We start from the raw sequence: 12641 nt of genomic DNA on the forward strand, positions 1-12641 counted from the left end.
GTCATCGCCGGCCCCCGCGTTCGCCGGCGAGCAGCCAGGCCAGGTAGCCGCCGCCGAGCACGCCGGTGACCACCCCGACGGGCAGTTGCCGCCCGGCCACCGCGTGCTGGGCGAGCTGGTCGGCGGCGAGCAGCAGGGCCGCGCCGACGACCGCCGACGGCAGCAGGTTCGGTCCGGGCGCGCGGGTGAGCCGCCGGGCCAGGTGCGGCGCGGTCAGCGCCAGGAACGACACCGGCCCGGTGGCCGCCGCGGCGACCGACACGAGCAGCACGGCCGAGCCGAGCGCGGCCGTCCGGACCCGGCGTACCGGCACGCCGAGGCCGGCCGCGGAGTCGTCGCCCATCTCCAGCAGCCGCAGCGCGGGGGCGCGGGCGAGCAGCACGGCGGGTAGCAGCACCGCCAGCGCGCCGAGCACCGGCAGCGCGTTCGCCCAGCCCCGGCCGTCCAGGCTGCCGGTGATCCAGAGGGCGGCGCGGGCGGCGTCCATGAGTGGGGCGCGGGTGAGCAGCCAGCCGTTGACGCCGGTGAGGACGGCGGTGACGCCGATGCCCACGAGCACCAGCCGGTGCCCGCCGACGCCGTGCCGGCCGGCCAGCGCGTAGAGCAGCAGGCCGGTGGCCAGTCCGCCGGCGGCCGCGGCCCCGGCCAGCGCGGCGCTGCCGCCGCCGACCACCACGACGGTCAGCGCCCCGGTGGCCGCGCCGGAGGTGACCCCGAGCACGTCCGGGCTGCCCAGCGGGTTGCGGGTCAGCGACTGGAAGACCGCGCCGGCCAGCCCGAGGGCGGCGCCGGCCGCCAGGGCCGTGGCGAGCCGGGGCAGCCGCAGCTCGGTGACGATGAACCGGTCGGCGGGGCTGCCGCCGCCGGCCAGCACGCGCAGCACGTCGGCGGGGGCGATCGGGTAGTCGCCGGCGCCGACGGCCAGCACGGCGAGGGCGAGGGCGAGCAGCGTGCCGGCCAGGCCGACGACGAGGGCGCGGGGGCGCAGGCGCAGCGACAGCCCGCCGGGGAGGCGCAGCACGATCACAGCCGGCCCACCCGTCCGCGCCGGACCAGGTGCAGGAACAGCGGCCCGCCGAGCACGGCGGTGACCAGGCCGACCTGGAGTTCGCCGGGGCGGCCCAGCAGCCGGCCGGCCACGTCGGCGGTGAGCAGCAGCACCGGCGCGATCACCGCGCACCAGGGCAGCAGCCGGCGCGGGTCGGGCCCGGTGAGGGCGCGCACGAGGTGCGGGGCGAGCAGTCCGACGAAGACGATCGGCCCGCAGGCGGCGGTGGCCGCTCCGCAGAGCAGCGTGACGGCGACGATCACCGCGCCCCGGACCAGGCCGGGCCGGGCGCCGAGCGCCCGGGCGGAGTCGTCGCCGAGGGCGAGGGCGGCCAGCGGGCGGGTCACCAGCAGGGCGACCAGCAGTCCGGCCAGGACGAACGGCAGCAGGCTCGGCACGGTGTCGGTGCGCGCCCCGGCGAGGGACCCGACGGTCCAGAACCGCATCCGCTCGAGCGAGGTGCTGTCGACCAGCATGACGGCGCTGACGTAGGAGTAGAGGGCCGCGTTGAGCGCGGCCCCGGCCAGGGCCAGCCGGGCCGGGGTGGCCTGCCGGCCGCCGGCGATGGTGTGCACGGCCACGGTGACGGCGGCGGCGCCGAGCAGCGCGTACCAGACCTGGTGGTCGAGGTCGGCGACGCCGAGCAGCACGGTGGCGGTGGCCACCGCGGCCGACGCGCCCGCGTTGATGCCGAGCAGGCCGGGGTCGGCGAGGGGGTTGCGGGTCAGCGTCTGCATGGCCGCGCCGGCGACGCCGAGCGCCGCGCCCGCGGCGAGGCCGAGCAGCGTGCGGGGCAACCGTCCCTGGTGCACCACGGCGTACTCGGGGGAGGCCGGGTCGGTGAGGCCGTGCCACACGTCGGCGAGGGGGAGCGGCTTCGCGCCGAGGGCGAGGCTGAGCACGGCCACCGCGGCGAGCAGCAGCACGCCGAGGGCGAGCCCGCCGGTCCGGAGCCGGCGGCGTCCGGGCGCGGGGGCGGCGACGGCGCCGCTTCGGGGTGGGGTGATGACGGACAGCGTGGGCTCCGGGGGCAGGAAGAACCTTGACGGGAACGTCAGTTAGGTTAGCCTAACCTCGCCTGTCCATGGTCGTTCGCAGACCCGTATCGAAAGACTTCGCCATGCCCGACATCGTGTCCAGCCGCGGGCTCTCCCGCCGTGGCCTCCTCGCCGCCGCCGGCGCCGCCGGCCTCGGCGCCCTTCTCGCCGGCTGCGGCAAGGACGGCGGCGACGCCGCCACCGGCGCCGGCGCGACCGGTGGCCCCTGGTCGTTCACCGACGACCGGCCGCAGAAGGTCGACGCCGCCGCCCGACCGTCCCGGATCGTCGCCTTCACCGGGGTGGCCGCGGCTCTGGTCGACTTCGGACTCGACAAGCAGATCGTCGGTGTGTTCGGCGAGACCAGGAAGGCCGACGGCAGCAAGGAGCCGCAGGCCGGCGACCTGAACGTCGAGCAGGTCGAGATCCTCGGCAACGCCTGGGGCGAGTTCAATCTGGAGAAGTACGCGGGGCTCCGCCCCGACCTGCTGGTCACCCACATGTACGACCCGGGCGCGCTCTGGTACGTCCCGGACGAGAGCAAGGCGAAGATCCTCCCGCTGGCGTCGAGCGTCGCCATCACCACGGCCCGCGTCCCGATGACCAGGCCGATCGAGCGGTACGCCGAACTCGCCGGCTCCCTCGGCGCGGACCTCGGCGCGAAGAAGGTCACCGACGCGAAGGCCCGGTTCGCGGCCGCCGCCGACGCGGTGCGCCAGGCGGTCAAGGCGAACCCGGGGATCAAGGTGATGGCCGCCTCCGGCAGCCCCGACCTGTTCTACGTCTCCAACCCCAAGGTCAGCACCGACCTCATGTACTTCGCCGAACTCGGCGTCGACATCGTGGTGCCGACCAAGCTCGAACAGGGCGACTACTTCGAGGCGCTGAGCTGGGAGAACACCGGCAAGTTCCCGGCCGACCTGATCCTGCTGGACAACCGTCCCACCGCCCTGCAGCCGAAGGACCTCGCCGCCAAGCCCACCTGGGCGCAGCTGCCCGCCGTCAAGGCCAACCAGGTCACGCCCTGGGACGCGGTGCCCCGCTTCTCGTACGCCGGTGCCGCCCCGCTGCTGGAGAACCTGGCCACCGCCATCCGGGGCGCGAAGAAGGTCACGGCGTGACCACCGCCGTCGCCCTGCGGTACCGGTTCTACGCCGCCCGGGTGGTCGCCACCCGGGCGGTGGGTGACTGCCTGGTGAGGGTCACCTTCGGCGGCGACGACCTCGGCGAGTTCGCCGGCGGCGGCCGGGACCAGAGCGTCTCGGTCTTCCTGCCGCAGCCCGGCCAGGACGCCCCGGTCGTCCCGGTCGAGGCGGGGGAGGACTGGTACGCGGCCTGGCGCGGCCTGGACCCGGCCGTCCGCGCCGTGATGCGCTCCTACACGATCCGGGCGCAGCGCCCCGAGCTCGGCGAGCTGGACATCGACTTCGTCCGGCACGGCGACACCGGCCCGGCCACCCGCTGGGCCGGCCGGGCCCGCCCGGGCGACCGGGTGCTGCTGCTCGGTCCGGCCGTGCCCGACGAGCGCACCGTGCGCTTCCAGCCGCCCACCGGCGCCGACTCCGTGCTGCTGGTCGCCGACGAGACCGCCCTGCCGGCCGTCGGCGGGATCCTCGACTGGCTGCCCGCCGGCACCCCGGTCCGGGCCTTCGTCGAGGTCCCCGCTGCCGGCGACATCCAGCCGCTGCCCAGCGCCGCCCGCGCCGAGGTGACCTGGCTGGTCCGGGGCGTCACCGCACCGGGCGGCAGCCTGCTGGCCGACGCGCTGCGCGCCGCCCGGCTGCCCGGCGCCGCCCCGTACGCGTGGATCGCCGGCGAGGCCGGCATGGTCCGGGCGGTCCGCCGGCACCTGGTCGGCGAGCGCGGCCTGGACCGCCGCCGGGTCACCTTCGCCGGCTACTGGCGTCGCGGCGCGTCGGAGGAGGACCTCCGGGCCGAGGCCGCGAGCGCCTGAGCGGCCCGGCGGGACTACCGGAGCGCCGCCGGGGTAGAGGAAAGCGTGACCGCGCCCGGGCCGTGCCGCCGGTGGCGCCCGGACCGCCGGGACGCGCCGTGACCGGCGTGGTGGCCGTCGCCCGGCGGCACGCGCAGGAGGCGTACGAGCGGCTGCGCCGGTATTTCATCGTGGCCCTCCAGGCCGGGCTGGCGGCCGGGTTGTCCTGGTACATCGCGAACACCCTGCTGCACAACCCGCAGCCGCTGTTCGCGCCCGCCGCCGCGGTCGGCACCATCGCCGCGGCGATCGGCAACCGGGTACGCCGCACCGCCGAACTGCTCGGCGGGGTGATCCTCGGGGTGCTCGTCGGTGACCTGATCATCCAGGTGATCGGGAACGGGCCCGTGCAGACCGGGCTGGTCGTCGCGCTGGCCATCTCGGCCGCGGTGGTGTTCCGTGGCAGCGGGGCGGTCATGGTGCAGGCCGGCAGCACCGCCGTCCTGCTGGGCACCGTCGAGCCCAGCGGGCCGGACCTCGCCGTGCCGCGGACGGCCAACGCGCTGGTCGGCGGCGGGGTGGCCGTGGTGGTGGCGCTGCTCCTGCTGCCACTGAATCCGGTCCGGGTGGTGCACCGCGCCGCCGGCGCCAGCCTCGACCTCTTCGCCCACCAGTTGACCGTCACCGCCGAGGCGCTCGCCGACGGCGACGCGGGACGGGCCGAGGACGCGTTGCAGCGGCTGCAGACCGCCGAGGCGGAGCGAAGACAGACCACCGAGATCGTCGCGGCGGCCGCGGAGGTGGCGTCGCTGTCCCCGTGGCGGTGGCGGCGCCGCTCCCAGCTGCGCCGCTACGAGCATGCGGCCACGCACCTGGAGCTGGCCTTCACCAACAGCCGCAACATGGTCCGCCGGGTGGTGGCGCTGCTCGAGGCCCGGGAGCCGGTCCCGGCCGACCTGCCGGCCGCCATCGAGACCTTCGGGCAGGCGCTGCGGCTGCTGCACCGCGACTTCCTGGCCGGCCGGACCCCCGAGATCGCCCGCGCCCAGGCGTTGCGCGCGGTCGGGACGGCGCGGCGGGCCGGGGCGCAGGGGCTCGGCTTCTCCGGCACCATCGTCGCCTCGCAGGTGTTCATCGTGGTCGCCGAGCTGCTCCAGGCGTCCGGGCTGACCAAACCCGAGGCGGACCGGATGGCCGGGGTCTGAGCGGCGACCGGGCTCCCGCCATCGCCCAAACGACCGTTAAGCTCTGGGGGTGGGAATCGACGAGCTGTACCCGGCCGAGCGGCTGGTCGCCGCCCAGCGCGCCACCGCCGCCGCGGGCCTGGACGCGCTGCTGCTCACCCCCGGCTCCGACCTGCGCTACCTGACCGGCTACGACGCCCACGAGGGAGAGCGGCTCACCTGCCTGGTGCTCCCCGCCGAGGGCGAGCCCAGCCTGATCGTGCCGGTGCTGGAACGCCCCGGCGCCGAGGCCGCGCCCGGCGCCGGCTACCGGATCGTCGACCACGCCGACGGCACCGACCCGTTCCCGCTGGTACGGGCCGCGCTGCCCGGCCCGGCCGCCGCCGTCGGCCTGAGCGACCGGATGTGGGCCGAGCACGTGCTCGCCCTGCGCGCGACACTGCCCGACGCGGCCCAGCGGCTCGCCTCCGAGGTGCTGCGCGAGCTGCGGATCCGCAAGTCGCCCGCCGAGGTGGCCGCCCTGGCCGAGGCGGGCGCCGCGATCGACGCGGTGCACCGGCGGATGGGGGAGTGGCTGCGCCCCGGCCGGAGCGAGGCCGAGGTGGCCGGCGACATCGCCGCCGCCATCCGGACCGCGGGTCACGTCCGGGTCGACTTCGTCATCGTGGCCGCCGGCCCGAACGGCGCCAGCCCCCACCACCTGACCGGGGACCGGCCGATCGGGGCGGGCGAGCCGGTGGTGGTCGACATCGGCGGCACCATGCCGTCGGGCTACCGGTCCGACTGCACCCGCACCTACGTCGCGGGCGGCCCCGCCCCGGCCGAGTTCGTCGACTACTACGCGGTCCTGCACGAGGCGCAGCGCGCCGCCGTGGCGGCCGTCCGCCCGGGGGTGACCGCCGAGGCCCTCGACGCGGTCGCCCGGGAGATCATCGCGGCCGCCGGTCACGGCGACGCGTTCCTGCACCGCACCGGCCACGGCATCGGCCTCGACACCCACGAGGACCCGTACGTCGTGGCCGGCAACCCTCGGCCCCTGGAGGCCGGCATGGCGTTCTCGGTCGAACCCGGGATCTACCTCGCCGGGCGGCACGGCGCCCGGATCGAGGACATCGTCGTCTGCACGACGGACGGCGGGCAGCGGCTCAACACCACCCCCACGGAGCTCATCGCGCTATGACTGTCGACCGGATCCTCCCCACCGACGAGGCCCACGACCTGCTGGACCTCGCCACCGAACTCGCCGACCGGGAGCTCGCACCCAGGGCCGCCGGCTTCGAGGAGCGCGGGGAGTTCCCCCGTGACGTGCTGCGCACCCTGGGCCGGGCCGGCCTGCTCGGCCTGCCGTACGCCGAGGAGCACGGCGGCGCCGCCCAGCCGTACGAGGTCTACCTCCAGGTGCTGGAGATCCTCGCCAGCCGCTGGCTCGCCGTCGCCGAGGCGGTCAGCGTGCACACCCTGTCCTGCTACCCGGTCGCCCAGTTCGGCACGGACGCCCAGCGCAAGCTGCTGCCCGACATGATCGGCGGCGAGCTGCTGGGGGCGTACTGCCTCTCCGAGCCGCAGGGTGGCTCCGACGCCGCGGCGCTGACCACGAAGGCGGTCCGCGACGGCGACGACTACGTGGTCTCCGGCACCAAGGCGTGGATCACCCACGCCCGGGTCGCCGACTTCTACAACATCTTCTGCCGCACCGGCGGCCCCGGCCCGAAGGGCATCTCCTGCCTGCTGGCCGACCGGAACACCCCCGGCATCCACCCGCAGGCCGCCGAGCGCACGATGGGCCTGCACGCCTCCCCGGTCGCCCAGATCGCCTTCGACGAGGCCCGGGTGCCGGCCGAGCGGCTCATCGGCGGCGAGGGGGTGGGCTTCACCATCGCCATGTCGGCGCTGGACTCGGGCCGGCTCGGCATCGCCGCCTGCGCGGTCGGCCTGGCGCAGGCCGCCCTGGACTACGCCATCGGCTACGCCCGGGAGCGCCGGCAGTTCGGCCGGTCGATCATCGACTTCCAGGGGCTCGGGTTCGCCCTGGCCGACCACGCCACCCAGATCTCCGCGGCCCGCGCCCTGACCCTGGCCGCGGCCCGGCTGCGCGACGCCGGCCGGCCGTACTCGATCGAGGCGGCGAAGGCGAAGCTGTTCGCCACCGACATGGCCATGCGGGTGACCACCGACGCGGTGCAGGTGCTCGGCGGCGCCGGCTACGTCGCCGACCACCCCGTCGAGCGGTACATGCGCGAGGCGAAGGTGCTGCAGATCGTCGAGGGCACCAACCAGATCCAGCGGCTGGTCATCTCCCGGGCGCTCGCCAAGGGCTGATCGACGCGGTGCGCGACGCCCGGCCCGCGCAGCGTCACGGCGGCGGGCCGGGTGCGGCGTGGGAGCGCTTTTCCAGGTAGGTTGCACCGCGTGGAGGAGATCGACCGCGCCATCGTCGCCGCTCTGACCGGAGACGGTCGGCTGTCGTACACGGACCTGGCCGAGAAGGTGGGGCTGTCGGTGTCGGCCGTCCACCAGCGGGTCCGCCGGCTGGAGCAGCGCGGCGTCATCAAGGGGTACGCGGCCCGCGTCTCCTTCGAGGCGCTGGAGCTGCCGCTGACCGCGTTCGTGGCGATCCGGCCCTTCGACCCCTCGCAGCCGGACGACGCCCCGGAGCGGCTCGCCCACCTGCCGGAGATCGACTCGTGCTACTCGGTGGCCGGGGAGGACTTCTACCTGCTGCTGGTGCGGGTGGCCAGCCCGGCGGACCTGGAGCGGGTGCTGCAGGAGATCCGGACGGCGGCGAACGTCACCACCCGGACGACCGTGGTGCTCTCCACACCGTACGAGCATCGGCCGCCGAAGGTCGGTCCGGACCCGGTGGACCAGCAGCGGCTCCGTGGCGTGCCGGCCGGGTCGGCGGGCTCGCAGCCGGGTTGACACACCCGAACGCGCGAAGATCACCTTTTGCGCCGGCCCGGCCCTGACCTCGGGCGGGCCACGGTGGATGAGTGCGCGCGTGCGCCGGTGGGCGGCCGGGATCGGGGCGATCCGCGACGTCCGCCTACGCTTTGAACCATCGTTCGCCGAGCCGCGAGGGCCCGGTGAACGGGTGAGCACGTTGGAAAAGGAGTTGGCGTTGCGACAGAAGTTCCTGGCGACCTGCCGGCGTGGGGCGAGGCGGCTGCGGTGGACCAGCGCCTGGTCGGCGGGGAGCGGGCGATGACGGCCTCGAAGCCGGGCCGGTCCCGGATCAGCGGACTGCTCGCGCAGGCGCGGGCGTCGGCCGCCGGTACGCGGCTGCCCGCCGCGGCGGTCGAGGTGGCGGCCCTGGCCGCGCTGCTGCTGGCGGCGGTGGGGAACTCCCGCCTCTGGGCGCTGCCCCCGGCCGTTCTCGCGCTCGCGCTCCTGGCCTGGACGTGGCGTGGCGGTGCGGCGGCCGCCGGGACCGGCGTGGTGGGTCGCGTCCTCCTGCTCGCCTGCGCGTACCTGCTCGGCGCGGTGCACGGCAGTCTCGACCCGGCCCTGGCCGTCGGGGTGGCCGTCGCCGGCCTGGCGATCCTCAGCGAGCCGCTGCTGGCCTCCGTGTCCGAGGCGGTCTACCCGGTCTCGGCCAACCTGCCCGGAATGGGCGCGCGGGGGGACCGCAGCCCCAACTCCGCCCGGGTGGCGCTGGTCAACGGCGCTGCCGTGCTCGCGGCACTGGTCTGCGCGTTCACCGACCTGGTCGGGTGGGTCGCGCTGGCGGTGGGGGCCGTGGCGCTCGGGTTGACCCTGTTCACCACGGTGCAGGCGCTGCGCCGGGTGCGGGCGCGGCGCAGCCGGGAGGCGAAACTCCTCGCCGCGCTGACGGCCTACGAGCCGGTCTTCCTCGTGCACTGGAACGCGCCCGCCGGCACGGCGTACCAGCTCGCCATGTGGCTGCCCTACCTGGAACGCCTCGGCCGGAAGTTCTTCGTGCTGGTGCGCAACCAGACCAACTTCCAGGAGGTGGTGGCTCTCACCAAGGCGCCGGTGGTGCTGCGGATGGGGCTGAACCAGATCGACGACGTCATCGCCCCGTCGCTGCGGGCGGCCTTCTACGTCAACACCGCGACGATGAACAACCACGTCATCCGGTACACGAACCTGAAGCACATCCAGCTCAACCACGGCGACAGCGACAAGGTGCCGAGCCACAACCCGGTCTTCCGGATCTACGACAAGAACTTCGTCGCCGGGCAGGCCGCGATCGACCGTTTCGCGGCCAACGGCGTGAACATGCCGGCGGAGATGTTCACCATCGTGGGGCGCCCCCAGGTGGAGAACGTCGCGATCGCCACCCAGCCGATCGCCTCGATCGCCAACCCCCGGGTCCTGTACGCCCCGACGTGGGCCGGCTTCTACGCCGACTCCAACTATTCGTCCCTGCTCGTCGGCTACGACATCGTGAAGGCGCTCGTCGCCCGCGGGTGCAGCGTCGTCTTCCGGCCGCACCCGTACAGCCGGCGGTCCCCGGCGCTGTCGCGGGAGTGCGACCGGATCCGCACGCTGCTGGCCGACGACCGGCGGACGAACGGGCGGCCGCACGTGTTCGGCGCCGAGGCCGAGGTGTCGATGTCGGTCGCGGACTGCTTCAACGCCTCCGACGCGATGGTGTCGGACGTGTCGAGCGTGGTGGCGGACTACCTGTACTCGGAGAAGCCCTTCGTCATGGTCGCCGTCTCGGTGCCGGCGGCCCGGTTCCCGGAGGCGTTCCCGCTCGCGCGGGCGGCCTACGTGATCGACGCCCACGGCGGCCGGTTGCAGGGGCTCGACGCCGTCCTGGACGACTTCCTCGGCGACGACCCGCTGGCCACGGCCCGCCGTGACCTCAAGAAGTACTACCTCGGGGACATCCCGGCGGACCGGTACGCGCAGCGCTTCCTCGATGAGGCCGCGCGTTACCTCTGACCGCGAGCGGCACGGGCCCACGATCGGCTCCGGTTCGGCAGGGACGCTGAACCGGAGCCGATCGTCGTCCGGTCCCGGCCCGCTCTCCGCCGCGGCTGGCGTCCACGCCCCCGGCAGGTCAGTGCCGCGCCGCCCGGTCGGCGTCCACGCTCTGCGGTACCGGCTGGTTCCAGCGCTGGATGACCCGCCGGCCGTGCTCGTGGCCGAGCACGCTGACGGTGGCGGTGTCCAGCCGCAGCAACCCGCCTGCGGACGGGGGGAGGCCGATCCAGCGCGCGCCGAGCACCCGCAGGCTGTGCGCGTGGCCGACCAGCGCGACGCTGCCGCGCTCCAGCAGCGGGGCCACCCGGTCGAGCACCCGGTCGACCCGGGCGCCGACCTCGGCGGGGGACTCCCCGTCGGGGCAGCCGTCGGTCCAGATGTTCCACCGCGGGTTCTCCTCGTGGATGTCCACGGTGGTGCGCCCCTCGTAGGCGCCGTAGTTCCACTCGGCCAGGTCGGGATCGGTGGCGTCGACGGTGAGCCCGGCCAGGTGCGCGGTGCAGGTCGCGCGTTGCCGGGGGCTGGACAGCACCCGGACGAAGCGCCGGCCGGAGAGCGCCACGGCGAGCGCCTGGGACTGCCGCTCGCCGTCGGGGGTCAGCTCCAGGTCGGTGTACGAGGTGTGCCGGCGGCTGGCGCTCCAGGTGGTCTCGCCGTGCCGGATCAGCAGGATCTCGCTCACCCGCCCAGTCAACCACGGACGCGCGGTCCGGGCCGGCGGGTGGCAGGTCAGCCGCGCAACGACTGGGTGCCGAGCACGGTGAGCAGGGCGAGGCGTTCGGCGTCCGGGCTGCCCGGTTCGGCGGTGTAGACCATGATCCGCAGGTCGCTGCCGGCGACGGTGAGCACGTCGCAGTCGAGGGTCAGCGGTCCCACGTGCGGGTGGTCGACGGTCTTGCGCGCGGCGGCGTGCCGGCCGACGGTGCCGGCGTCCCACAGCTCGGCGAACCGAGGGCTGTGCTCCCGCAGTTCGGCGAGGAGCCGGCCCAGCCGCGGGTCGGCCGGGTAGCGGGCGGCGGCGGAACGGAGGTCGCCGACCAGCGCGGCCTCGAACCCGCGCCGTTCCTCGGGGCCGAGCCGGACCCGCGAGCCGGGGCCGAGGAAGTGCCGCCACACGCCGTTGCGCTCGTCGCCCCGCCACCCGGACGGGTCGCCCATCAGCGCCGCGTACGGCGGGTTCGCCACCAGCAGCGTCCAGGTGGCGTCGTAGACCGCCACCGGCGTGCCCGCCAGCCGGTCCAGCAGCCGCTGCACGCTCGGGGTGACCTCGGTGGGCACGGCCTGCGGGCCGGGCGGCGCGAGCCCGGCCAGCCGGTAGAGGTGGGCCCGTTCGGCGCCGGAGAGCCGCAGCGCCCGGGCCAGCGCCGCGACGACCTGCGCCGACGGGTGGGCCGCGCGGCCCTGCTCCAGGCGGGTCAGGTAGTCGACGGAGATCCCGGCCAGCAGCGCCAGTTCCTCCCGGCGCAGTCCGGCCGCCCGCCGCGACCGGCCGGTTGGCAGCCCGGCGGCCTCGGGCGGCACCCGGTCGCGCCACCGGCGTACCGCCTGCCCGAACTCCGCCTCCGCCACGCCCACCAGTCTGCCCCGCGGCCGCCCTGGGTGGCCCTGGGTGGTCCTGCCGGTCCCAGGAAGACGGGACGCCTGGCTGGCCACCGGGCGCCGACGGAGCCTGGTGACATGACGACGACACTGATCACCGGAGCCAACAAGGGGCTCGGTTTCGAGACCGCCCGCCGGCTGGTGGCCGCCGGGCACACCGTCTGGATCGGCAGCCGGGACGCGGAGCGCGGCCGCCGGGCCGCCGAGCGGCTGGGCGCGCGTTCCGTTCCGCTGGACGTCACCGACGACGCCTCGGTGGCGGCCGCGGCGCGCACCGTGGAGGCCGGTGGGGGACTGGACGTGCTGGTCAACAACGCCGGTATCGAGGGACGGACGGCGGACAACGGCGTGGTGGGCGCCGCGGAGGTGACCGCCGAGGAGATGCGGACGCTGTTCGAGACGAACGTCTTCGGCCCGGTCCGGGTCACCCACGCGTTCCTGCCGCTGCTGCGGCGCTCGGCCGCCCCGGTGGTGGTGAACGTGAGCAGCGGCCTGGCCTCCATCACCCGGCTCGCCGACCCGGCTGACCTGGCGTACGGCTACCCCGGGGTGGCGTATCCCGCCTCCAAGACGGCGCTCAACATGGTCACGGTGCAGTACGCCAAGGCGTTCCCGGACATGCGGATCAACGCCGTGGAACCCGGGTACACGGCGACGGACCTGAACGGGCGGACCGGCACGCAGACCGTCGAGGAGGGCGCCGAGATCATCGTCCGGATGGCCCAGCTGGGCCCGGACGGCCCGACCGGCGGCTACTTCGACGTCGCCGGCACGCTGCCCTGGTGAGCTCACCTATCTTCCTAGGATGCCCTACGCGACGTGCGCCAGCCCACAGCGTTTGCGGAGACCGGCACCGGGGACGCAACCGGCGGAAGCCCGAACGAGCC

Annotated in this window: 12 protein-coding genes; 8 read left to right on the forward strand and 4 right to left on the reverse strand. The window is 75.3% G+C overall.

All coding sequences use genetic code 11. The annotated features are described in order from the left end of the window. Position 1 precedes the first annotated feature (1 nt). Positions 2-1027 carry an iron chelate uptake ABC transporter family permease subunit gene (locus NFX44_RS14850; protein WP_262284129.1) on the reverse strand — a complete coding sequence of 342 codons (1026 nt, stop codon included), beginning with the start codon at positions 1025-1027 and terminating at the stop codon, positions 2-4. After that, complete coding sequence (locus NFX44_RS14855; protein ID WP_262284130.1) at positions 1024-1974, reverse strand: iron ABC transporter permease; 951 nt, start codon at positions 1972-1974, stop codon at positions 1024-1026. The genes NFX44_RS14850 and NFX44_RS14855 overlap by 4 nt, the downstream gene beginning before the upstream one ends. Positions 1975-2168: 194 nt before the next feature. Between NFX44_RS14855 and NFX44_RS14860 the strand changes: the two genes are divergently transcribed. The 7 genes from NFX44_RS14860 (at position 2169) to NFX44_RS14890 (ending at position 10113) form a co-directional block, all read left to right on the forward strand. Next, positions 2169-3206, forward strand: coding sequence for an ABC transporter substrate-binding protein (locus NFX44_RS14860; RefSeq protein WP_262284131.1), 1038 nt, complete (start codon positions 2169-2171; stop codon positions 3204-3206). Further along, the gene (locus NFX44_RS14865) at positions 3203-4039 is read left to right on the forward strand and encodes a siderophore-interacting protein (RefSeq protein ID WP_262284132.1); all 837 of its coding nucleotides are present in this window, start codon (positions 3203-3205) and stop codon (positions 4037-4039) included. Before NFX44_RS14860 ends, NFX44_RS14865 begins: the two co-directional genes overlap by 4 nt. A 98-nt stretch (positions 4040-4137) precedes the next feature. Continuing rightward, on the forward strand, positions 4138-5223 hold the full coding sequence (locus tag NFX44_RS14870) for an aromatic acid exporter family protein (RefSeq protein ID WP_262284133.1): 1086 nt from the start codon (positions 4138-4140) through the stop codon (positions 5221-5223). A gap of 43 nt (positions 5224-5266) precedes the next feature. After that, entirely contained in the window at positions 5267-6382 is a 1116-nt protein-coding gene (locus tag NFX44_RS14875) for a Xaa-Pro peptidase family protein (RefSeq protein WP_262284289.1), read from the forward strand. Beyond that, positions 6379-7521 carry an acyl-CoA dehydrogenase family protein gene (locus tag NFX44_RS14880; protein WP_262284134.1) on the forward strand — a complete coding sequence of 381 codons (1143 nt, stop codon included), beginning with the start codon at positions 6379-6381 and terminating at the stop codon, positions 7519-7521. The genes NFX44_RS14875 and NFX44_RS14880 overlap by 4 nt, the downstream gene beginning before the upstream one ends. Before the next feature lie 90 nt (positions 7522-7611). After that, a complete protein-coding gene (locus NFX44_RS14885; RefSeq protein ID WP_262284135.1) occupies positions 7612-8121 on the forward strand; it encodes an Lrp/AsnC family transcriptional regulator in 510 nt (169 codons plus the stop codon). 249 nt (positions 8122-8370) lie between these two features. Then, positions 8371-10113, forward strand: a complete 1743-nt coding sequence (locus tag NFX44_RS14890) for a CDP-glycerol glycerophosphotransferase family protein (RefSeq protein ID WP_262284136.1) — start codon at positions 8371-8373, stop codon at positions 10111-10113. A 118-nt stretch (positions 10114-10231) separates the two neighbouring features. Here the strand turns inward: NFX44_RS14890 and NFX44_RS14895 are convergent, their stop codons facing one another. Then, a complete protein-coding gene (locus NFX44_RS14895; protein WP_262284137.1) occupies positions 10232-10837 on the reverse strand; it encodes a histidine phosphatase family protein in 606 nt (201 codons plus the stop codon). Between the two features lie 47 nt (positions 10838-10884). Further along, a complete protein-coding gene (locus NFX44_RS14900; RefSeq protein ID WP_262284138.1) occupies positions 10885-11724 on the reverse strand; it encodes a helix-turn-helix transcriptional regulator in 840 nt (279 codons plus the stop codon). Between the two features lie 108 nt (positions 11725-11832). On the opposite strand from NFX44_RS14900, the gene NFX44_RS14905 reads away from it, so the two are divergent. Further along, complete coding sequence (locus NFX44_RS14905) at positions 11833-12540, forward strand: SDR family NAD(P)-dependent oxidoreductase (protein ID WP_262284139.1); 708 nt, start codon at positions 11833-11835, stop codon at positions 12538-12540. Positions 12541-12641 lie beyond the last annotated feature (101 nt).

The organism is Micromonospora sp. MA102 (assembly GCF_025460765.1).
In the GTDB taxonomy this organism is placed as follows: domain Bacteria; phylum Actinomycetota; class Actinomycetes; order Mycobacteriales; family Micromonosporaceae; genus Micromonospora; species Micromonospora halotolerans.